19 protein-coding genes and 1 pseudogene are annotated in these 22,061 nt (G+C 59.4%); 12 read left to right on the top strand and 8 right to left on the bottom strand.

Annotated features, from left to right (window positions below):
- A partial coding sequence (locus HX869_RS31845; RefSeq protein WP_372865353.1) for a methyl-accepting chemotaxis protein occupies window positions 1-587 on the bottom strand: 587 nt, incomplete at its 3' end.
- 141 nt (window positions 588-728) lie between these two features.
- Window positions 729-1,568: pseudogene (locus tag HX869_RS31840) on the bottom strand (cache domain-containing protein); the annotation flags it as partial.
- A gap of 340 nt (window positions 1,569-1,908) precedes the next feature.
- Between HX869_RS31840 and HX869_RS14600 the strand changes: the two are divergent.
- Entirely contained in the window at window positions 1,909-3,387 is a 1,479-nt protein-coding gene (locus HX869_RS14600) for a helicase HerA-like domain-containing protein (RefSeq protein ID WP_177028602.1), read from the top strand.
- Window positions 3,388-3,509: 122 nt separating this feature from the next.
- Here HX869_RS14600 and HX869_RS14595 read toward each other — a convergent pair whose 3' ends face one another.
- Window positions 3,510-3,965, bottom strand: a complete 456-nt coding sequence (locus HX869_RS14595) for a DUF721 domain-containing protein (protein ID WP_008432358.1) — start codon at window positions 3,963-3,965, stop codon at window positions 3,510-3,512.
- Between the two features lie 305 nt (window positions 3,966-4,270).
- Here HX869_RS14595 and secA point away from each other — a divergent pair, with 305 nt between their 5' ends.
- The 3 genes from secA (at window position 4,271) to HX869_RS14580 (ending at window position 9,332) form a co-directional block, all read left to right on the top strand.
- Window positions 4,271-7,006, top strand: a complete 2,736-nt coding sequence (secA, locus tag HX869_RS14590) for a preprotein translocase subunit SecA (RefSeq protein WP_003209775.1) — start codon at window positions 4,271-4,273, stop codon at window positions 7,004-7,006.
- Window positions 7,007-7,128: 122 nt separating this feature from the next.
- Window positions 7,129-8,346 (top strand): bifunctional glutamate N-acetyltransferase/amino-acid acetyltransferase ArgJ, encoded by a 1,218-nt coding sequence (gene argJ / locus HX869_RS14585; RefSeq protein ID WP_178903252.1) that lies wholly within the window; start codon window positions 7,129-7,131, stop codon window positions 8,344-8,346.
- Window positions 8,347-8,387: 41 nt separating this feature from the next.
- Window positions 8,388-9,332 (top strand): Nudix family hydrolase, encoded by a 945-nt coding sequence (locus HX869_RS14580; RefSeq protein WP_102369787.1) that lies wholly within the window; start codon window positions 8,388-8,390, stop codon window positions 9,330-9,332.
- Between the two features lie 84 nt (window positions 9,333-9,416).
- On the opposite strand, the gene HX869_RS14575 is transcribed toward HX869_RS14580, so the two are convergent.
- The 3 genes from HX869_RS14575 to HX869_RS14565 are packed head-to-tail and all read right to left on the bottom strand — an operon-like array spanning window position 9,417 to window position 12,998.
- The gene (locus tag HX869_RS14575) at window positions 9,417-9,995 is read right to left on the bottom strand and encodes a cob(I)yrinic acid a,c-diamide adenosyltransferase (protein ID WP_008432363.1); all 579 of its coding nucleotides are present in this window, start codon (window positions 9,993-9,995) and stop codon (window positions 9,417-9,419) included.
- Between the two features lie 2 nt (window positions 9,996-9,997).
- Window positions 9,998-12,034, bottom strand: a complete 2,037-nt coding sequence (locus tag HX869_RS14570) for an ATP-binding protein (RefSeq protein ID WP_003209782.1) — start codon at window positions 12,032-12,034, stop codon at window positions 9,998-10,000.
- Window positions 12,035-12,080: 46 nt separating this feature from the next.
- Window positions 12,081-12,998, bottom strand: coding sequence for a putative 2-dehydropantoate 2-reductase (locus tag HX869_RS14565; RefSeq protein ID WP_178903251.1), 918 nt, complete (start codon window positions 12,996-12,998; stop codon window positions 12,081-12,083).
- A gap of 126 nt (window positions 12,999-13,124) precedes the next feature.
- Here HX869_RS14565 and HX869_RS14560 point away from each other — a divergent pair, with 126 nt between their 5' ends.
- Together HX869_RS14560 and HX869_RS14555 are read left to right on the top strand one after the other, a co-directional pair.
- Complete coding sequence (locus HX869_RS14560; RefSeq protein WP_003209785.1) at window positions 13,125-13,610, top strand: YajQ family cyclic di-GMP-binding protein; 486 nt, start codon at window positions 13,125-13,127, stop codon at window positions 13,608-13,610.
- 134 nt (window positions 13,611-13,744) lie between these two features.
- Window positions 13,745-14,587, top strand: coding sequence for a mechanosensitive ion channel family protein (locus HX869_RS14555; protein ID WP_003209787.1), 843 nt, complete (start codon window positions 13,745-13,747; stop codon window positions 14,585-14,587).
- Between the two features lie 191 nt (window positions 14,588-14,778).
- Here the strand turns inward: HX869_RS14555 and HX869_RS14550 are convergent, their stop codons facing one another.
- Window positions 14,779-16,050 carry an OprD family porin gene (locus HX869_RS14550; protein WP_003209790.1) on the bottom strand — a complete coding sequence of 424 codons (1,272 nt, stop codon included), beginning with the start codon at window positions 16,048-16,050 and terminating at the stop codon, window positions 14,779-14,781.
- An 883-nt stretch (window positions 16,051-16,933) separates the two neighbouring features.
- On the opposite strand from HX869_RS14550, the gene HX869_RS14545 reads away from it, so the two are divergent.
- Both HX869_RS14545 and HX869_RS14540 read left to right on the top strand, forming a co-directional pair.
- A complete protein-coding gene (locus HX869_RS14545; RefSeq protein ID WP_177019304.1) occupies window positions 16,934-17,359 on the top strand; it encodes an HIT domain-containing protein in 426 nt (141 codons plus the stop codon).
- A 3-nt stretch (window positions 17,360-17,362) separates the two neighbouring features.
- The gene (locus tag HX869_RS14540) at window positions 17,363-17,569 is read left to right on the top strand and encodes a SlyX family protein (RefSeq protein ID WP_003209796.1); all 207 of its coding nucleotides are present in this window, start codon (window positions 17,363-17,365) and stop codon (window positions 17,567-17,569) included.
- Between the two features lie 84 nt (window positions 17,570-17,653).
- Here the strand turns inward: HX869_RS14540 and HX869_RS31700 are convergent, their stop codons facing one another.
- Window positions 17,654-18,256 carry a cold-shock protein gene (locus HX869_RS31700; protein ID WP_003209798.1) on the bottom strand — a complete coding sequence of 201 codons (603 nt, stop codon included), beginning with the start codon at window positions 18,254-18,256 and terminating at the stop codon, window positions 17,654-17,656.
- A gap of 428 nt (window positions 18,257-18,684) precedes the next feature.
- Here HX869_RS31700 and HX869_RS14530 point away from each other — a divergent pair, with 428 nt between their 5' ends.
- The 4 genes from HX869_RS14530 (at window position 18,685) to aspS (ending at window position 22,045) form a co-directional block, all read left to right on the top strand.
- On the top strand, window positions 18,685-19,158 hold the full coding sequence (locus tag HX869_RS14530; protein WP_003209800.1) for a Dps family protein: 474 nt from the start codon (window positions 18,685-18,687) through the stop codon (window positions 19,156-19,158).
- Between the two features lie 209 nt (window positions 19,159-19,367).
- A complete protein-coding gene (locus tag HX869_RS14525) occupies window positions 19,368-19,721 on the top strand; it encodes a ribbon-helix-helix domain-containing protein (RefSeq protein WP_043225921.1) in 354 nt (117 codons plus the stop codon).
- Between the two features lie 218 nt (window positions 19,722-19,939).
- Complete coding sequence (locus HX869_RS14520; protein ID WP_003209804.1) at window positions 19,940-20,161, top strand: FmdB family zinc ribbon protein; 222 nt, start codon at window positions 19,940-19,942, stop codon at window positions 20,159-20,161.
- Between the two features lie 108 nt (window positions 20,162-20,269).
- The gene (gene aspS / locus HX869_RS14515; protein WP_003209808.1) at window positions 20,270-22,045 is read left to right on the top strand and encodes an aspartate--tRNA ligase; all 1,776 of its coding nucleotides are present in this window, start codon (window positions 20,270-20,272) and stop codon (window positions 22,043-22,045) included.
- The last annotated feature ends 16 nt before the right edge of the window (window positions 22,046-22,061 follow it).

The following is a 22,061-nucleotide window of genomic DNA, read 5'->3' as shown; positions in this document are numbered from 1 at the left end:
ACCGACTGGTTCATCCCGTCAATTTCGCCGATACGCTGGGTCACGCTGTTCAGACGCTCGCCCGCCAGGTTGGCGATTTCCACACTGTCCTGGCTGTGCCGCTGGCTTTCGCTCATGGTGCTGACCGAATCCCGGGCGCCGACTTGCAGCTCCTCGATCATCTTCTGCACCTGCTGCGCCGACTCCTGGGTGCGGTGCGCCAGGTTGCGCACTTCATCGGCCACCACCGCAAAGCCGCGCCCGGCTTCCCCGGCCCGTGCGGCTTCAATCGCCGCGTTGAGGGCCAGCAGGTTGGTTTGCTGGGAAATGCTGGTGATCACTTCCAGAATCTGCCCGATGTTCACTGTCTTGCTGTTAAGCGCTTCGATATTGGTGCTGGAGGCGCTGATCATCTGCGACAACTGGTTCATCGCCTTGATATTGCGTTCCACCACTTGCTGACCGTCTTCGGCCAAGTGCCGGGCATCGCTGGCCTGGTTGGAGGCCTGTGCGGCGTTGCGGGCGATTTCCTGGGCGGCAGCCCCCAGCTCGTTGATCGCGGCCGCGACGCTGTTGGTCCGGTTGGCCTGCTCGTCGGAATTGACCATCGAGGAATTGGAGGCGCTGACCACCCGCAGGGCCACTTCATTGACCTGCTCGGTGGCCGAGGAAACTTCGCGAATCGAGGTGTGAATCCGCTCCACGAAACGATTGAAAGCGCTGCCAAGCACGCCGAATTCGTCGTGGTTCTGGATGGTCAGGCGGCGGGTCAGGTCGCCTTCACCGTCGGCGATGTCTTCCATGGCGCGGGTCATGACGTGCAGTGGCTGCAGGAGGATGCGAATCAGCATGCCCAGCAGGGCGATGATGATGACCACGGCGATGATCGTGGCGATGATCGCCGAGGTGCGGAATTCGCTGAGCATGGCGAAGGATTTATCTTTATCCACCGACAGGCCGAGGTACCAGTTCACCGAGGGCAGGCCCTTGATCGGGGTAAAGGTGACGATACGTGTCTTGCCGTTTACCTCGACTTCACTGAAGTCGCTGCTGATCCTGGGGGTGTTGTTCGGATAGACGTCGGCCAGGGTTTTCATCACCAGGCTCTTGTCCGGGTGTACCAGCACTTTGCCGTCGGCACTGACCAGGAAGGCATAACCCATGCCGCCGAAGTTCAGGGCACCGATGTTGTCTACCAGGGTTTGCAGGCTCAGGTCGCCGCCCACCACGCCGACACTCTGGCCGGCCTTGGTGCTGGGGGTGGCGATGGAGATGATCAACTGGCCGGTGGCCGCGTCAATGTAGGGTTCGGTCAGGGTTGAGCCGTTGCTGCCCTGCGCGCCCTTGTACCAGGGGCGTACCCGTGGGTCGAAGCCGTCGGGCATCTTGGTATCGGGGCGGATGACGAAGCCGCCCTTGCTGTCGCCAAGGTACGTGGCCATGAACGAGGACGTCAGGGCCTTCTGTTCCAGGAGGCTGGCGACGCTGGTTGAATCCGGGTTGATGGCGATGTTCTGTGCGGCGCTTTCTATCAGCACAATGCGCCCGGTAAGCCAGGTCTGGATGTTGCTGGCAGTGACATCGCCCATTTCATGCAGGTAGTTGTTCAGGTCGTCGCGAATCGCATTACGCTGCAAGTAGTCGTTGTAGAGGGTAAACAACGCAAAGGCGGCAATGACGACAAGAGCGGCGGCAAGCAGGATTTTATGGCTGAAACGCAGATTTTTATTCATGGCTTGTGGGGTCCGCTATGGTCTTAATATCCGATGCACGTCCTTCTGGGGCGCGCGGAATGGCTGCGTCAAAAAAAGTGTGATATTTCCATCTGCTCCTGCAGGAATTATCCGGCCTGTTTTTCCAAGACTTTTTGGGTCTCTCGCTTTATCTGTATCGACCATTCAGCGCCAAAGATTAACCATGGGTGACAAAATGCCTGACTCCTCGCAACTCATTATTGGTGCAGATCTTCAGGGCCAGCCGATTGCCCAGTCGATGCGCCTGGCCAACCGCCACGGCCTGATCGCAGGCGCCACCGGCACCGGCAAGACCGTGACCTTGCAGCGCCTGGCGGAAGCTTTCAGCGACGCCGGGGTCGCGGTATTTGCCGCCGATATCAAGGGTGACCTGTGTGGCCTGGGCGCTGCGGCCAACCCTCAGGGCAAGGTCGCCGAGCGCATAGCCGGCATGCCTTTCCTTAATTACACGCCCAAGGCGTATCCGGTGACGTTGTGGGATATCCACGGCCAGTCCGGTCATCCGTTGCGCACCACCATGAGTGAAATGGGCCCGCTGTTGCTCGGCAGCCTGTTGGAGCTCACCGACAGCCAGCAATCGGCCCTCTACGCAGCCTTCAAGGTGGCCGATCGTGAAGGCCTGTTGTTGCTGGACCTCAAGGACCTCAAGGCGCTGCTGAACCATTTGCGCTATCACCCGGAGTTGCTCGGGGAAGACGCGGCCTTGATGACCACCGGTTCCAGCCAGGCGCTGTTGCGGCGCCTGGCGGTGCTGGAGCAGCAGGGTGCCGAAGCGTTGTTCGGCGAGCCGGCGCTGCAACTCGAAGACATCCTGCAACCGGCCAGTGACGGCCGCGGGCGTATTCATCTATTGGACGCCAGCCGGCTGGTGCATGAGGCGCCGAAGGTCTACGCGACCTTCCTGCTTTGGCTGTTGGCCGAACTGTTCGAGCAACTTCCGGAACGTGGCGATGCCGACAAGCCGCTGCTGGCGCTGTTTTTCGATGAAGCGCATCTGTTGTTTGCCGACACCCCCAAGGCCCTGCAGGATCGCCTGGAGCAAGTGGTGCGGCTGATTCGCTCGAAAGGCGTCGGTGTGTATTTCGTCACCCAGTCTCCCGGGGACTTGCCGGACACCGTGCTGGCGCAACTCGGCTTGCGCATCCAGCACGGGCTGCGGGCGTTCACCACCAAGGAGCAGAAGTCCCTGCGGGCGGTGGCCGATGGTTTCCGGCCCAATCCGGCATTTGATGCGCTGGCGGTGCTGACCGAGTTGGGTACAGGTGAGGCATTGGTGGGAACCTTGCAGGAAAAGGGGACGCCTGAAGTAGTCCAACGCGTACTCGTAGCACCGCCGCAATCGCGGATCGGGCCACTGAGCGAAGCTGAGCGGGCAGCACTGATTGCCAGTTCGCCATTGCAGGGGCGCTATGACAAGCCGATTGATCGTGAGTCGGCGTACGAAGTGTTGATGGCGCGCAAGGACTTGGGGCCGCAACAGGAGGCGACGCCCGCAGCTGAAGAACCGAGCTTCACCGACAAGGCCGGTGCGTTCCTGGGGACTACGGCAGGCAAGGCACTGAAATCGGCGATGCAACAGGCGGCCAATCAGATGGGCCGGCAGTTGGTGCGCGGGTTACTGGGGTCTTTGTTAGGTGGCAGCAAACGTAAATAATGATGGGATCAAATGTGGGAGCGGGCTTGCTCGCGAAAGCGGTGGATCAGTCAATATATGCAGTGACTGACACGCCGCCTTCGCGAGCAAGCCCGCTCCCACATTTGGTTATGCGCCAGGTCTCAGGTTTTGGGTTTGGCGTGAGCGGCCAGCCGCTCCAGCGCAGCGCGTAAGTTCGGATCGGTAATCCCGTCTGCCGTGGCCTGAATGGTTTCGGCGGCGATTTCCGACAAATCCATCGTGTGCCCCACCGCACCTTGCGGCACGGTCGGCGGTTGCACCTTGAACTGGATGCGCGTCAGGCTGGCGAATTCGTCGAAGGCCATCAATTGGCGCTGCAAACGTTTCTGCTGGTAGCGCAGGCGCGTCGCCCAATGGCCGTCGGTGACGATCAGCAGCAGATTGCCCTCGCGCCACGAGGCCACATGGCAGTGTTCGCGGGCGGCGGGTTGCAGTTGGCTTTCTACCAGGCGTTGCAGATGACCAAGGCGTTGCGCATGGCCGAAGATGGCTTTTAAAGGCTTGGCTTCGCGAAGCAACACGGCGGGAGCTCGGGCCGTAAGAGGGCGAAATGCCATGGCTAGACACCTTAAGTAACAGAGAGGCCATGGTAGCAGAAAGCGTCTGCGACACCGCCGCCATTGCATTACCGGCAGTTTATCCATTAAATCAACGAGTAACTTATTACCCGAATGGGTTGAAGTTCAGCAAAAAGCCCTTATTTTAAACAAGCCCTCCAAGAGCGCCGTGCCAGCATCGTGGAATAACGCCACTTTCCTCACCCACGTTTCCGGGTAGAATGCTCGTTCGCATGCGGCCGTGAGGGCTGCTCGGGCGACTCACGGGGCGCCCTCCATCCCTATGTGTGGAAGAACCTGCCGATATGTTTGCGCCTTTGTTAAAGAAACTTTTTGGAAGCAAGAATGAGCGCGAAGTCAAACGCATGCTCAAGACGGTGCAGCTGGTCAATGCCTTCGAAGAGCAGATGGTTGCCCTTTCGGACGAGCAATTGCGCGCCAAGACCGAAGAGTTCAAGGCCCGCATAGCCAAAGGTGAAACCCTCGACAAGCTGCTTCCCGAAGCCTTTGCGGTCGCCCGCGAAGCCGGTAAGCGTGTCATGGGCATGCGCCACTTCGACGTCCAGTTGATCGGCGGCATGACCTTGCATGAAGGCATGATTGCCGAAATGCGTACCGGTGAAGGCAAGACCCTGGTGGCAACTCTGGGCGTTTACCTCAACGCACTGTCCGGCAAGGGCGTGCACGTTGTGACGGTGAACGACTACCTGGCCCGCCGGGATGCCAACTGGATGCGTCCGCTGTACGAATTCCTCGGCCTGACCGTCGGCGTTGTCACGCCGTTCCAGCCGCCGGAAGAGAAGCGCGCCGCCTATGCTGCCGACATCACCTACGGTACCAACAACGAATTCGGTTTCGACTACCTGCGCGACAACATGGCGTTCAGCATGGAAGAAAAATTCCAGCGTGAACTCAACTTTGCCGTGATCGACGAAGTCGACTCCATCCTGATCGACGAAGCCCGTACCCCGCTGATCATTTCCGGCCAGGCCGAGGACAGCTCGCGCCTGTACACCGAGATCAACAAGCTGATCCCGCGCCTTGAGCAACACATCGAGGAAGTGGAAGGCGTGGTGACCAAAGAAGGTCACTTCACCATCGACGAGAAGACCCGCCAGGTCGAACTCAACGAAGCCGGTCACCAGTTCGTCGAAGACATGCTGACCCAGATCGGCCTGCTGGCCGAAGGCGAGAGCCTGTACTCGGCGCACAACCTGGGCCTGTTGACCCACGTATATGCGGGCCTGCGTGCTCACAAGCTGTTCCATCGCAACGTTGAATACATCGTGCAGGACGGCCAGGTCGTACTGGTCGACGAACACACCGGTCGTACCATGCCGGGTCGCCGTTTGTCGGAAGGCCTGCACCAGGCGATCGAAGCCAAGGAAGCCCTGAACATCCAGGCTGAAAGCCAGACCCTGGCCTCGACCACCTTCCAGAACTACTTCCGTCTGTACAACAAACTGTCCGGCATGACCGGTACAGCCGATACCGAAGCGTTCGAATTCCACCAGATCTACGGTCTGTCGGTGATGGTTATCCCGCCGAACAAGCCGCTGGCGCGTAAAGACTTCAACGACCTGGTGTTCCTGACCGCCGACGAGAAATACGCTGCAATCGTCGCCGACATCAAGGAATGCATGGCCCAGGGCCGTCCAGTGCTGGTGGGTACTGCCACCATCGAAACTTCCGAGCACATGTCCAGCTTGCTGGCCAAGGAAGGCATCGAGCACAAGGTCCTCAACGCCAAGTTCCACGAAAAAGAAGCCGAGATCATTGCCCAGGCCGGTCGCCCGGGCGCACTGACCATCGCCACCAACATGGCCGGTCGTGGTACCGACATCCTGTTGGGCGGTAACTGGGAAGTGGAAGTTGCGTCCCTGGACAACCCGACCCCTGAGCAGATCGCGCAGATCAAGGCCGACTGGCAGAAGCGCCACCAGCAAGTGCTGGAGTCCGGCGGCTTGCAGGTGATCGCGTCCGAGCGTCACGAATCGCGCCGTATCGACAACCAGTTGCGTGGTCGTGCCGGTCGTCAGGGTGACGCCGGTTCCAGCCGTTTCTACCTGTCCCTGGAAGACAGCCTGATGCGCATCTTCGCCTCGGATCGGGTGAAGAACTTCATGAAAGCCCTGGGCATGCAGTCCGGTGAAGCGATTGAACACCGCATGGTGACCAACGCCATCGAGAAAGCCCAGCGCAAGGTAGAAGGCCGTAACTTCGACATTCGTAAGCAACTGCTCGAGTTCGATGACGTCAACAACGAACAGCGTAAAGTGATTTATCACATGCGTAACAGTTTGTTGGCCGCCACCAACATCGGCGAGACCATTGCCGATTTCCGCCAGGACGTGCTCAACGCCACCGTCAGCGCCCATATCCCGCCACAGTCCCTGCCTGAGCAGTGGGATGTTGCCGGCCTGGAAGCTGCGTTGAAGAGCGACTTCGGTGTCGACTTGCCGGTCCAGCAATGGCTCGACGAAGACGACCACCTGTACGAAGAAACCCTGCGCGAGAAGCTCATGACCGAGCTGCTGGCCGCGTACAACGAGAAAGAAGAGCAGGCGAGTGCCGAAGCACTGCGCACCTTCGAGAAGCAAATCGTACTGCGTGTGCTGGACGACCTGTGGAAAGACCACCTGTCGACCATGGACCACCTGCGTCACGGCATCCACTTGCGTGGCTACGCCCAGAAGAACCCGAAGCAGGAGTACAAGCGCGAGTCGTTCACGCTGTTCTCCGAACTGCTGGATTCGATCAAGCGCGATTCGATTCGTGTGCTGTCCCACGTTCAGGTGCGTCGCGAAGACCCGATCGAGGAAGAAGCCCGCCTGCGTCAGGAAGCCGAGGCACTGGCTGCGCGCATGCAGTTCCAGCACGACGAAGCGCCTGGTCTTGAGGCTCCGGAAGTATTGGGCGAAGAGGTCGATGTGGCCCTGGCCCAGGCCCCGGTGCGCAACGAGCAGAAGCTGGGCCGCAACGAACTGTGCTGGTGCGGTTCGGGCAAGAAGTTCAAACACTGCCACGGCGAAATCAACTAAGATTTTCGCCTGACGCTGCAACACCCCCGCGCCGCGACCGGCATCAGCCGTCGCGGCGTTTTGCCATTTCGTCACCGTCGATAGCGACGGGGTACACACCCAATATTTTTAGGAGCGCATTCATGGCTGTTGGTCTTGGTCCTTTGCCCACGTTGCACCCGGTTGCCGGTTTTGAACTCGGTATCGCTTCGGCGGGCATCAAGCGCCCGGGGCGCAAGGATGTGGTGGTGATGCGCTGTGCCGAAGGCTCGACCGTCGCGGGTGTGTTCACCCTGAACGCGTTTTGCGCCGCGCCCGTGATTCTGGCCAGGCAGCGTGTCGAAGGCCCGGTGCGTTACCTGTTGACCAACACCGGCAATGCCAACGCCGGGACCGGCGAGCCTGGCCTGGCCGCCGCTACCCGCACCTGCGCCAAGCTGGCGGAGCTGACCGGCGTAGACGCCAGCCAGGTGCTGCCGTACTCCACCGGTGTGATCGGTGAGCCGCTGCCGGTAGAGAAAATCGAAGGCGCGCTGCAAGCAGCGCTGGATGACCTGTCGGTGGATAACTGGGCGGCTGCGGCTACCGGGATCATGACCACCGATACTCTGCCAAAAGGCGCCAGCCGTCAGTTTGTGCACGAAGGCGTGACCGTTACCGTCACGGGCATCAGCAAAGGCGCCGGCATGATTCGCCCGAACATGGCGACCATGCTGGGCTATATCGCCACCGACGCCAAAGTCTCCCGTGACGTGCTGCAAAACCTGATGCTCGACGGCGCCAACAAGTCCTTCAACCGCATCACCATCGACGGCGACACCTCGACCAACGATTGCTGCATGTTGATCGCCACCGGCCAGGCTGACCTGCCGGAAATCACCTCGTCCAACGGCCCGTATTTCGCCGCGTTGAAGCAGGCGGTGTTCGAAGTGTGCATGGACGTGGCCCAGGCCATCGTGCGCGACGGCGAAGGCGCCACCAAGTTTGTGACGGTTGAAGTCAACGGCGGCGGTAACCACCAGGAATGCCTGGATGTCGGTTACACCGTGGCTCACTCGCCGCTGATCAAGACCGCGCTGTTTGCCTCCGACCCGAACTGGGGCCGTATCCTGGCCGCTGTGGGCCGTGCCGGCGTGCCGAACCTGGACGTGAGCAAGATCGACGTGTTCCTCGGCGAAGTGTGCATCGCCAGCCGTGGCGCCCGGGCCGAGACGTACACCGAAGCCCAGGGTTCGGCGGTGATGCAGCAGGAAGAAATCACCATCCGTATCGAATTGGGTCGCGGTGAGTGCAGCGAAACCATCTGGACCACCGACCTGTCCCACGAGTACGTGAAGATCAACGCGGAATACCGCACCTGATACCAGGCAGGTCTTCAAACCGATTCAGAGGAAATAGTGCGGTGAAACGAGTTCATGTAGCAGCAGCGGTCATCCGGGGTGTCGACGGCAGGATTCTGCTGGCGCGCCGCGCCGATACCCAGCATCAGGGCGGCCTCTGGGAGTTTCCCGGTGGCAAGGTGGAGGCCGATGAGTCGGTCGCTACCGCGCTGTCCCGTGAATTGCAGGAGGAGCTGGGCATCCAGGTCACGGCGGCTCGCCCGTTGATCAAGGTGCAGCATGATTACCCGGACAAACAGGTGTTGCTGGATGTCTGGGAAGTCTCGGCCTTTACCGGCGAGCCCCACGGTGCCGAAGGCCAACCCCTTGAGTGGGTGGCCCAGCGGGACCTGCCGAACTATGAGTTTCCGGCAGCCAATGCGCCGATCGTTGCGGCGGCGCGTTTGCCGGCTGACTACTTGATCACTCCGGGCGAGCTGGAGACACCCGTCCTGCTGCGCGGTATTCAAAAAGCCATCGCTGGTGGCATCAAGCTGGTTCAGCTGCGTGCCCCCAACGGTTACGACCCCAAGTACCGTGACCTGGCGGTGGACGCCGTGGGCCTGTGTGCGGGCAAGGCGCAACTGATGCTCAAGGGGCCGTTTGAATGGCTGGGGGATTTTCCCGCGGCCGGCTGGCATATGACCTCGGCGCAACTGCGCAAGTACGCCAGCAAGGGACGTCCTTTGCCGAAGGATCGCTGGTTGGCGGCGTCTTGCCACAATGCTGAGGAATTAGCCTTGGCGGAGTTGATGGACGTGGATTTCGTCACCTTGTCGCCGGTGCAGCCGACCCAGACTCATCCTGATGCCGAGCCGTTGGGCTGGGAGCAGGCACAGCAGTTGATCAGTGGGTTCAGCAAGCCGGTGTTCTTGCTCGGTGGGGTGGGTCCTGCTGAGCGGGAAAAGGCCTGGGAGGCTGGTGCTCAAGGTGTGGCGGGGATTCGGGCGTTCTGGCCTGAGGTTTAGGCATAACCCTGGCGAGTGGCCAGGGGAGCTGTTGTGGCGAGGGAGCAAGCTCCCTCGCCACAGGTTGCAATCGGTCAGTAAGCATCAGTGAGGCTTTGCCGCCGCCTGCCACAAGATCTCTGCAACGCCCTGGCGCTTGGCAATCACCCTGGCTGCCACAAAGAGCAAGTCCGACAGCCGGTTGATGTACGCCAACCCGACGCCTTCCAGCGGTTCCTCTGCATTCAGGTGCTGACACCGGCGCTCCGCACTGCGAGCCAGGCTTCGGCATACATGGGCCTGGGCAATCAACGCCGAACCACCCGGCAGAATGAAGTTCTCCAGCGGCCCGACCTCTTCATTCCAGCGATCGATCGCCGCCTCAAGGCGGTCGACTTCCGCCGCGTTCAGCGCCTTGTACACCGGCATCGCCAATTCGCCGCCCAGGTCAAACAGACGATGCTGGCAAGGTGTCAGCACCTCGATCACATCCTTCAACGCTGGATGCTGCCCGCTTTGTTCCTCCAATCCCGCCAGCAACAAACCCAACTGGCTGTTCAGCGCATCCACCTCGCCAATCGCCTCCACCCGTGGATGGTCCTTGGGCACGCGGCGGCCGTCGCCCAGGCCGGTTTCGCCCTTGTCGCCAGTACGGGTGTAAATTTTCGACAGGCGAAAGCCCATGGTTAGCGCTCCAGTTGAGTGAGTTCGTTGGGTGGCAATTGGCTGCCCGCCAGGGGCAGGCGCAAGGTGAAGCAGGTACCCTGGCCAAGGGTCGAATGCACTTCCATCTGCCCCTTGTGATTGTTGGTGATGATGAAATACGAAACCGACAACCCAAGCCCGGTGCCCTGGCCGATTTCCTTGGTGGTGAAGAACGGCTCAAACGTGCGTTTGCGCACGTTCTCGCTCATACCGATGCCGTTGTCTTCCACCTGGATTTCTGCCCACGGCGGGTTGAGCCGGGTGCGCAGGATGATCCGGCCGGGCTCGCTGCCGTCTTCGCGCTGATGAATCGCCTGGGCGGCGTTTTTCAGCAGGTTGAGCAGTACTTGCTCCAGTTCGTTGGCGGTGCCGGGTACCGGGCCCAGTTGCGGGTCGAACTGGCGGATGATCGCCTGGCCCTTGAAGTCGAAGCCGACGGTGAGGTCGAAGTCGTTGCCGGCAATTTCCACGGCCTGGTCGATCAAGGCCGGCAAGTCGCACGGCGCCATCTGCCGGTTGCTGCGGCGGCTGAAGCTGAGCATGTGGGTGACGATTTTCGCCGCCCGGGCGCCAGCCTGCTGGATGCCGTCGAGCAACTGTGGCACTTCGCGGCTTTGCAGGTAGCGGTTGACCGAGTCCAGGTCGATGCCCGCCTGTTCGGCGTGCTCGAGGTTTTTCGGCAGTTCGTTGGACAACCGGCGGCGAATGTTCTGCACGTTATGCAGGATCGCTCCCAGCGGGTTGTTGATTTCGTGCGCCATGCCGGCGGCCAGGCCACCGACCGAGAGCATTTTCTCTGACTGCACCATCATTTCTTCCAGGGACAAGCGCTGGGTGATGTCGTCGATCCGGATCACCACGCCGCGCCCGGCACCGCCCATCAACGGGTAGAAGGTCAGGGCGTAGTGCTTGGGTTCGTCATCCTTGACCCAGGTAACGCGCTCGATCCGCTCTACGGTGTGTTGCTCTACCGTGGCCTTGATCTGCGGCAGGAACGGCTTGAGCGGCTGGAAGGCGAGGAAGATCGGCTGGTTCAGCGCCTCGTCCAGGCGGGTCCCGGAAAGTGCGCTGGCTTCCTGGTTCCATTGGGTGACGTAGAGCTGTTCGTCGAGGGCGATCAGCGCCGAGGGCATCGAGTCGATGATGCTGTTGAGGTAGTTCTGGAAGCCGGTGAGCTTTTTCTCGATCTTGCTGCGCACCTGCACTTCCAGTTCCAGCTTGCGGTTGGTGTGGCGGGTTTCTTCCGCCAGGCCCTGGGCTTGATCGTAGGCGGCCTGGGAATCGTCCCGCGCGCGCTTGAGTTGCTGCTCACGGGCTTCAATGCGCGAGAGCATGGTGTTGAAAGCTTCGGCGAGGCTGCCGATTTCATCATGATTGCCGCGACCGGCGCGCAGGGCGTAGTTCTCTTCCCGAGTGACCTGGCGCGACAATTCTTCCAGTTCATGGATCGGCCGGGTAATCAGGCGCTTGATCTGCCGGGCGATCACCAGCCACAGCAACACGCTGAAGATCAGGATACCCAGACTGGCGGTGAAGGTCCCGGTATAGAAAGCCACCGGCAGTTCGCTGCTGGCCACCAGCAGCAAGTGCCCGGACGGTTTGCCGGCACGGGGCAGGGTGATCACCTGGTTGCTGCGAAATTCGGTGGTACGCCAGGTTTCAATGTCCCGGAAATTATCTGGCAGGTGCAGGCGATTGGCATGTTGCAGCTGGGCCAGGCGCGTGCCATCTCCGTCGTATAAGGCCGCGGCCCGCAATGGCGAGTAGCTGGTCAGTTCATCCAGCAGGGTTTGCGCCTTGAGCGGTGAGTCCAGGGACTCGGCGGCGAGCGAGGGGTTGGACACCAGCCGACCGATGGCCTGCAAGGCCTGGGGCGCCATGCTTTCCTGGGAGATCCAGTAGGCGGCGCTGATAAAGGTCAGGTTGGCCACCAGCAAGACGGTGGTCAACAAAACCAGCAGGGCCGCCAGCAGTTTTTGCCCAACCGGTAGATTTTCGAGACGCTGGCGCAGTGGCATCAAGGTTTTCGCTGCAAAGGAACAAGCAGGCAGGGTAGCGCGTGCTTCAGTCGCTGGGCAATCCGCGTGCAGACAGTTGCCGTACCAGGCGCGCCTGGAGTTGTTGCAGGTGCGGCAAGCTCAGTTGGTGGCGGGCGGCCGCCTGGCAGGCATAGCCCAGCAAATAGCTGATTTCGGTGCGTCGGGCACTGGCCACGTCCTGGTACATCGAGGAGTAATTGGCCGCCGTGGCCTGGATTACCCGTTCCACTTCGCTGTGCAAATCTTCTGCGGCAGCGGGTTGGCCGCAGCATTCCAGCAGGTCGGCCAGTTCGGCGCACAGGGTGGCCACTTCGCACTGATGGGCTTGCAGCTCGCCATTGCGACATTGGTAAAGCACGGTCAGCGGGTTGATGGCGCAGTTCAGGGCCAGTTTGCGCCACAGGCGGGTGAGGATGTCGGTGCTCCACTCATGGGGAATGCCGGCGGCTTGCAGGTCATCCAGCCACAGCGGCGGAGTAGGGTGCCGAGCATCCCCCAGCCAGGTGTAGCCATGGCCGGCAAACACTACTCGCCAGTCACTCTCGCGAAACGCGCCTTCGGTGCTGGAGGCGAAGATGCAGCGTGCCTGGGGCAGTTGGGCGGCGACTGCGTCCTGGCTGCCCAGCCCGTTTTGCAACAGGATCAGTTCGGCGTCCGACACCAGTCGATGTTCCAGCTGTGCGACGGCTTCCTGGGCGTCGTAGGCCTTGCACGCCACCAGCAGGCGATGAATTGGCCCAGGGCTGTCGGAGGTTTCGCCGACGACCGGGTAGGTGTGAGCCACGCCTTGCTCGACCAGGGTCAGGCCATTGGCCGTCTGATAACTCGCCAACCGCCCGGGATCCCGCAGGATCAGGCGCACGGGCAGACCGGCGCGGGCCAGGCGGGCGGCCCACAGTGTTCCGAGGCTGCCGGCGCCGAGGACGTGCCAGGTGGTCGACATCAGTTTTTACTCCGTAAGGCTGCCCGCAGTGAACGAGGCGAAAGAACCGCTATAATGCCCGGGCATTTTAGCCCGGGCGTGCTCCATCTCTACTGAGCCGCGCCCCTTTTTTATTGGAGAAATTACATGCCGTCGTTCGACGTGGTATCCGAACTGGACAAACATGAAGTCACCAACGCCGTCGAGAACGCCGTCAAGGAGCTGGATCGCCGCTATGACTTGAAGGGCAAGGGCAGCTTCGAGTTCAAGGAAAAAGAGCTGACCGTCAACCTGACCGCGGAAGCCGACTTCCAGCTGGAAGCGATGATTGAGATCCTCAAGCTGTCTCTGGTCAAGCGCAAGATCGACGCGCAATGCCTCGAAATCAAGGATGCCTATGCGTCCGGCAAGCTGATGAAGCAGGAAGCCGTGCTCAAGGAAGGCATCGACAAGGAGCTGGCGAAGAAAATCGTTGCTCACGTCAAGGACGCCAAGCTCAAGGTCCAGGCCGCCATCCAGGGCGAGCAGGTGCGTATCACCGGCAAGAAGCGTGACGATTTGCAGGAGGCCATTGCTGCCCTGCGCGCCAAGACCTTCGACATGCCGCTGCAGTTCAATAACTTCCGCGACTGAGTGGACCCCTCGGGAACCTGTGGACGTTTTTGACGTCCCACGCCCAGAACCTGCAGAAACGATTGAGCCCTTCGGGGCTCATTTGTTATGTGGGGATTGATAAGGCCGCACATCCGGCAAACAGGAGAATGTAGATGGATTTGAACGCTGAAGTGGATCACTTGATCAAGACCTCGGAGTCGTGGTTACCGATGATCATGGAATACGGCAGCCGATTTTTGCTGGCAGTGGTCACCCTGGCCATCGGTTGGTGGCTGATCAACGTCTTGACCCACCGGGTAGGGCGTTTGCTGGCATTGCGTAATGCTGACCTGGCGCTGCAACACTTCATTACCAGCCTTGCGAACATTGCGCTCAAGGTCATGCTGGTGGTCAACGTGGCCTCGATGATCGGCGTCGCAACCACCTCGTTCGTTGCCGCGATCGGCGCCGCCACCCTGGCCATCGGCCTGGCCTTGCAAGGCAGCCTGGCGAACTTCGCCGGCGGCGTGCTGATTCTGTTGTTCCGTCCGTTCCGCATCGGTGACTGGATCGAAGCCCAGGGCACTTCCGGTACCGTCGACAGCATCCAGATCTTCCACACCGTGTTGCGCACCGGCGACAACAAGACGGTGATCATCCCGAACGGCAGCCTGTCCAACGGCCTCATCACCAACACCAACCGTCAGCCGACCCGCAAGGTGGTGTTTGACGTGGGGGTCGACTATGAAGCCGACCTGCAGAAAGCACGTGAAGTGCTGCTGGAACTGGCCAAGGATCCACGTGTATTGGCTGATCCTGCGCCGGCAGCGGTAGTTTCGACCTTGGGCGACAGTTCGATCACGGTATCCCTGCGAGTCTGGACCAAGACTTCGGATTACTGGGATGTGATGTTCATGTTCAATGAACTGGCACGTGACCGTTTGAAAGCGGCGGGGATTGATATTCCGTTTCCACAACGGGTTATTCGCGTCATGCAGGAAAGTGCTGGGAAGTAATAGTGTGACTGGATGATTAAACCTGGCCGATGTGTCAGGTTTGTTACGCAGGATTAAACTAGATAGTTAGCTTGCTAGTTATCCGGTTGTTGAGATTAAGTTGCAATAAAAAAGCCGCTCACTTGCGAACAAGTGAGCGGCTTTTTAGTTAGGGCCGAAACCCTAAGTCATCGTTGTAATCAAACTGCCAATTACAAGATGTTCAGCGGGTATTGCGCGATCAGACGCAGTTCGTCGATGGACGCCGAACCGTAGTACACACCATCGCTGGAGCGATAAGTGGCTTGACGCACGCGCAGGCTCAGGTCTTTTGCCGGGCCGCTCTGGATCACGTACTTGGCTTCGATGTCACGTTCCCACTCTTTGCCGTTCGAGGTGTCGGCGGTGTTGGCGCCGGTACCTTTGACGTAGCGAGTCATGAAGCTCAGGCCTGGTACGCCGAAAGTCGCCATGTTCAGGTCGTAGCGAGCCTGGAACGACTTCTCGTCTTCAGCGTTGAAGTCGGAACGAGCGATGGAGTTGGCAAGGAAGATCGTGCCGCCGCCGTCTACGCCGTAGCCGTAGTCACCGTCACCGCTGACCTTCTGGTAGGCCAGGGTAAAGGTGTGAGCCTGGATGGTGTACGCGCCTTGCAAGCTGTAGGCACGGTTGTCCAGTTTGGTGGTGCCGTCTTTCTCAGCCCGTTGCAGGCCAGCGCCATCACTTTTGGTGCTGTAGATGTTGAAGTCGACTGCCAGGGACTGCTCATTGCTGAGCGCATGGGTCCAGTTCAGGTTGGCGTAGGTTTTCTTCCAGTAGTCTTCGGTCTTCGCGTAGTAGAGGCTGGCGCTGACTTCTGGAGTCAGGGCGTAGACACCACCGATGAAGTCGGTTTTTGTCAGGCCCAGGCTGTCGCGGTAGGTCTGGGCTTGTGCCACGCTCGAAGTGAAGTGACCGCCTTCAAGTTTCAGGCCTTTGATCTCGTTGCTGGTCAGCGAGATACCCTGTGGCAATTCAGGCAGCAGACGGCTGTCATCGGAAGCGAATACAGGCGCGGTGGTGTACTGGTCGCCGATTTTCAGGACCGTATCGGAGATACGGAACTTAACTGCGCCGCCGCCCTTGGAGTAATCATCCTGAGCGCGACCGTCGGAGCCAGTTGGAAACAGGCCAGTGCCGGAACGACCCTTGCCGCTGTCCAGTTTGACGCCCAACAGACCGATGACGTCGACACCCACACCGATGGTGCCTTGGGTGAAGCCCGACTGGTACAGGCCGTTGAAGCCCAGACCGGTTTCGTCGACGCGGCTCTTGCCGGTGTCATTGTTACGGAAGTCGCGGCTAAAGTTCAGGAGGCGAGTGTTGATGCTGAAAGTGCTGTCTTCAACAAAGCCCTTGGAATCGTCCTGGGAGGACGCCATTGCGAACTGCGAGGTGCCTGCTGAAACAGCCAGGGCGATCATGCTCCACTTCATCACGCGCATCGTGATTTGCTCCTTTGGTTTTAGGAAGAGTACTGCCGTCCCACCTATATTTTTGTCTGGGCGGCTCTTTCTTTTTTGTGTCGGCGCAAAGTTATATCACGCAGACATTATTGACGATACTTGCACATCTATCCTTTCAGCTTCTTTACGGGCCTGTCGTAAATTGCTAGCTCCATGTCGCAAATTCACAGTCCACTTGTAACCGGACTGACAACTTCAATGCTGTTTTAAAACCTTGGAAGCGGGGTGGAAAAGTCACCCCTGAAAGTTTCAACTCATCCCTGTCAGGCATTGAACCGCTGTTATTTTCCGTCGCGAAACACCTGCTTCCCGCCGGTGCCGTTGTCGACGATATGGGTGTGAATGCAACAAGCGTGCACAAACCCGTAACCGAATGTGATTTTTTCGTGAAAAGTGTCAACGGCCTGTAAAAACCGCATAAGCACGGGCTTTTTACGCCGTTTGGTTTGGCCTTGACGCGCCTGCCGCACTCCGGTTCGGTGGCGCATAAAACCTGTACCAGAGCAAAACGTTACCGGTTCACCCCGTTCGGTGGGTAGTTGGCGGATCCCTTTGAAGCACAAATGGGTCATTTTGGTGCAGTGCTTCACTGACTGCGTTTCTGCTCCCGTTCAGCCTTCGCCTTTTGAAAGCCGTCTGGCTCAAGGTCTTGAAGCATGTTCCGCGTCCCGACTTTGACCAGAATTGGATACATTGGTCATTTAGCGTAGCTGAAATATTGGCCTGTCTCGAAATGGTGCGCTTTTTTTCGTGGCGTCCTGTTTGGGCGCGTATTCGGCCACGCGCATTCGCCGTGAAGCGACTGGCATTCGCAGGTATGCTGGGCGCCTGAAACCTTACCCGCCGAACGGGAGTGACTGCTGTGTTCGCCTTAGATCCACGTCTTCAACAAGACACCTTGCCTATCGGGGATTTCCCCCTGTGTCGGCTGCTGCTTTCCAATGACTCGAATTACCCCTGGTTCATCCTGGTGCCGCGCATTGACGGTATCAGCGAAGTGTTTCAACTGGATGTCGCCGACCAGCAGCGGGTGTGGCAGGAAAGCACGGCACTGGCACAGTGGCTGAACGAAGGGTTCGGCGCCGACAAAATGAATATCGGTGCCTTGGGTAATGTGGTCAGCCAACTGCACGTGCATGTGATCGTACGCAAGCGCGACGACGCGGCCTGGCCTGCGCCGGTCTGGGGCAAGCACCCGGCGAGGCCCTACAGTGACGAGCAAGTGGTGGCAATTCGTGCGCGCCTGCGCGAGATCCTGCCGGCCGACTTCACGTTCCTGGAGGCTTGAGCCATGGATCTTCAAGCCCGCGTGACCGATCTGGAAAGCCGCCTGGCCTTTCAGGACGACACCATCGAGACCCTGAATGACATCCTGGTCACCCAGCAGCGTGCCGTGGAACGCCTGCAGTTGCAGATGACTGCGTTGCTCAAGCGCCAGGAAGAAATGGGCGGCCAGTTCGAGTCGTCCGAGGAAGAGGCGCCGCCCCCTCATTATTAATAAGGCAGGGGTTGAACCCCTGGCATAAAAAAACCGCGATGCAGCCAGGCTGCATCGCGGTTTCTTTTTTTCGGGGTGCTGGAATCAGCGACGCGGCAATGCGGCGATCACATCTTCAGCTTGCAGCCCCTTGTCACGGTTCATGACGGAAAACTCCACGCGCTGGCCTTCCACCAGTACGCGATGGCCTTCGCCGCGAATCGCCCGGAAGTGGACGAAGATATCGTCGCCCGAATCCCGGGAAATAAAGCCGAAGCCCTTGGAGGTGTTGAACCACTTGACGGTCCCGGTATCCCGGTTGGTCATGTCGTAGCTTTGCGACGCAGCGGCCGGGGAGGAGCGGTAAAAACTGATGGCCAGATGAAGAACGATGGCGACCAGTGCTATTGCCAGGCTGAGCAGGACGGCCGGGTGGCCACCGACTTCAGGCATAGGCGCCAGCAGGGTGAGGGTTTGCACGACAACAGCCAGGACCAGCAGGGCGCTGACCAGGTTTTGCAGTTGATGACGCGGGCCTTTGTTCCAGTATGGAATGACTGGAGCCAGTGTCAGGTTAAGAAGACCAAAGAAGGTCAGGTAGAGAGCGTCAGGTTGCTGCAGGTAAGGCAGGGTCTCTGATCGCAGGCTGGGGATAAAGGACAGCAGCAAAGCTGCAGCGCCCGTTAGCAGGTGGACGATTTTCAACATTTTGATTAACTCACGTTAAGACGGATCACAAGGAAGAGCTGACGGGCACGGTTCGCTTCTGAACAATGGGAGGCGTTGGGCACGTGCACGGGTATCAGCCTATGCCGCTTGCCGCGAAAAATATCGGCGGCGACACGCTGCCTATTTAACAGCAAAGCCTGTGCCTACTCAAATCAAGCATTTCAGGCTGTTACAAGGGGCACGGCATTTCTGCGTCAAACACTTGTCCTAGACAGGTGCAGGCTTTTTCGCAGGTGCTGGGTAATTTTTCCGGTAGCTGTTGAAGCCTTGCCTGTCGGGCAAGCCCGCTCTGCAAGGGGCGATTTGCCGCACCTCGAAAGGGTCAGCCAGGCTGCGCACGGCCGGCACTCTTGCTAGAGTGGTCCTGCACCTGATCAATGAATTTTTATCAATTGAAGGGGAAACACATGGCAATCGATATTGGTATCAGTGAAGAAGACCGTAAATCAATCGTTGATGGACTTTCGCGACTGCTTTCCGATACCTATGTACTTTACCTGAAGACCCACAACTTCCATTGGAACGTAACGGGGCCCATGTTTCGTACACTGCACTTGATGTTTGAAGAGCAGTACAACGAACTGGCGCTGGCGGTGGATTCAATCGCAGAGCGTATTCGTGCCCTGGGCTTTCCCGCGCCGGGTGCCTACTCGGTGTATGCGCGACTTTCTTCGATCAAGGAAGAAGAGGGTGTGCCAAGCGCTGAAGACATGATCAAGCAACTGGTCGAAGGCCAGGAAGCGGTGACTCGCACAGCCCGGGGTATCTTCCCGTTGTTGGATAAAGTCAGTGATGAACCGACGGCGGACTTGCTGACCCAGCGTATGCAAGTGCATGAAAAGACCGCATGGATGTTGCGTTCCCTGCTCGAAAACAAATAACACCGGTGGCGGGAGGGCGTCGAGCTGACGCCCCTCGCATGCCTGCTTCCCGGCGATTTCCGTGATTCCGCGAGCTTCCTGATACGCGCGTTGGCTTGTCCTACGGTGATCGGCTCCCTGTCTTCTGGCTGCACTTGTCGTCTTGATGTTTTATAGCTCAACGGCCAACGAGAACATGAGTGGCCGTCAGGCAATGGAGTGTCAAGTGTATGTCACGCGGAGCAGGTAATGGAGTTATGGAAACGTGCGGATTGCACAAGATAAAGGTAGATCCCTTTGCCAAGGGGTTCGATATGAACTTGGCCAGGCCATTGTCCCGATCGGTTCGGCTTAATGGTTTTTCGACGTGTTTGCGGCTCGAAGAGGTGTATTGGAATATCCTCGCGGAGATCGCCAGGATCAATACGTGTTCGGTCAGTGCGCTGCTGTCTTACGTGGACCGGGAAGTGCACTTGCGTTATGGCGGTGTAAAGAACTTCAGCGGTCTGGTCAGGGTGGTTTGCGTGGTGCATGTATTGAAAGGGCGGCTTGTCGCGCCCAGTGTCCAGCCGGACCCTGCATGAACCTTGTGCCGGGTGCCCGTCCCGGGATTGCCCCGGGTCGGGCGCCCGGCAGAAGCCTGCTGCAGTCATCTATATAAAGAGCAGCGCGCCGCTACGGCTGCACAGCCTCGATTTACCAGATATAATCCCGGGCTTTGCTGCGCATGCCGGGACTTTCCCACAGGATAGAGCCAGGGCAGGGCGTGGCGCAGTAATGATCTGATCGCCGAGACATCTCCATGCCCATGTACGACTATCAATGCGCTTCCTGTGGTCATCAGTTGGAAGCCATTCAAAAGATCAGCGCAGCGCCGCTGGTCGATTGCCCTGCCTGCCAGGCTCCGGAGCTCAAGAAGATGTTGTCCATGCCGGGCTTTCGCCTGAGTGGCAACGGTTGGTACGAGACCGATTTCAAGACCGGTTCGAAGAAGAATCTGGCCGGCGGCGACAAAGCAGACTGAGTTGAACTCTACGCGCAGGCTCCTGCATTATCCGTCACCTGACTTAGCTGTACGGTGATGAGGCAGACCTCCACCGAATTTCGAATTACGAGAAGCGAAACCACTATCATGATGCGCAGCCACTATTGCGGCCAACTGAACGAGACCCTGGAAGGTCAGGAAATCACCCTTTGCGGATGGGTTCACCGTCGCCGCGACCACGGCGGGGTGATCTTCCTCGATATCCGTGATCGTGATGGTCTGGCCCAGGTGGTGTTCGATCCGGACCGCGCCGAGAGCTTCGCCGCCGCCGATCGCGTGCGCAGCGAGTACGTCGTGAAGATCACCGGCAAGGTTCGCCTGCGTCCGGCCGGTGCCACCAACGCCAACATGGCGTCGGGCATGATCGAAGTGCTGGGTTACGAACTGGAAGTGCTGAACGAGTCGGAAACCCCGCCGTTCCCGCTGAACGAGTTCTCTGACGTTGGCGAAGAAACCCGCCTGCGTTATCGCTTCCTGGACCTGCGTCGCCCGGAAATGGCCGAGAAGCTGCGCCTGCGTTCGCGCATGACCACCAGCATCCGTCGCTTCCTCGACGAGAACGGCTTCCTCGACGTCGAGACGCCGATCCTGACCCGTGCTACCCCGGAAGGCGCCCGCGACTACCTGGTGCCGAGCCGTACCCACGCCGGTTCCTTCTTCGCCTTGCCGCAATCGCCACAGCTGTTCAAGCAACTGCTGATGGTCGCCGGCTTCGACCGTTACTACCAGATCGCCAAGTGCTTCCGTGACGAAGACCTGCGGGCCGACCGCCAGCCGGAATTCACCCAGATCGACATCGAGACCAGTTTCCTCGATGAAAAAGAGATCATGGGCATCACCGAGCAGATGATCCGCAACCTGTTCAAGGAAGTGCTGAACCTGGAGTTCGGCGAATTCCCGCACATGACCTTCGAAGAAGCCATGCGCCGTTACGGTTCCGACAAGCCGGACCTGCGTAACCCGCTGGAACTGGTTGACGTTGAAGACCAACTGAAAGACGTCGACTTCAAGGTGTTCAGCGGCCCGGCCAACGACCCGAAATGCCGTATCGCCGCACTGCGCGTGCCTGGCGCTGCGAGCATGCCGCGCAAGCAGATCGACGACTACACCAAGTTCGTCGGCATCTACGGTGCCAAGGGCCTGGCGTACATCAAGGTCAACGAGCGCGCCAAGGGCGTCGAAGGCCTGCAGTCGCCAATCGTCAAGAACATCCCTGAAGCCAACCTCAATGTGATCCTGGATCGTGTTGGCGCGGTTGACGGCGACATCGTGTTCTTCGGTGCCGACAAGTCGAAGATCGTCAGCGAAGCGCTGGGTGCACTGCGGATCAAGGTCGGCAACGACCTGAACCTGCTGACCTGCCAGTGGGCGCCGATGTGGGTTGTCGACTTCCCGATGTTCGAAGAAAACGACGACGGCAGCTTCAGCGCACTGCACCACCCGTTCACCGCGCCGAAGTGCACGCCGCAAGAGCTGGAAGCCAACCCGGCTGGCGCTCTGTCCCGTGCCTACGACATGGTGCTCAACGGCACCGAGCTGGGTGGCGGTTCGATCCGTATCCACCGCAAGGAAATGCAGCAATCGGTCTTCCGCCTGCTGGGCATCAACGAAGATGAGCAGCAAGAGAAGTTCGGCTTCCTGCTCGACGCCCTGAAATACGGCGCGCCACCCCATGGCGGCCTGGCCTTCGGCCTGGACCGTCTGGTGATGCTGATGACCGGTGCCCAGTCGATCCGTGAAGTGATTGCCTTCCCGAAAACCCAAAGTGCTGCCGACGTCATGACGCAAGCACCGGGTGTGGTGGATGCCAAGGCACTGCGCGAGCTGCATATCCGTCTGCGCGAGACACCAAAGGCTGAGTAAGGCCGCAGCGTGAAAG

The organism is Pseudomonas sp. P7779, from assembly GCF_013386315.1.
Classification (GTDB): Bacteria; Pseudomonadota; Gammaproteobacteria; order Pseudomonadales; family Pseudomonadaceae; genus Aquipseudomonas.
This window is presented reverse-complemented; position numbering and strand designations above follow the sequence as displayed.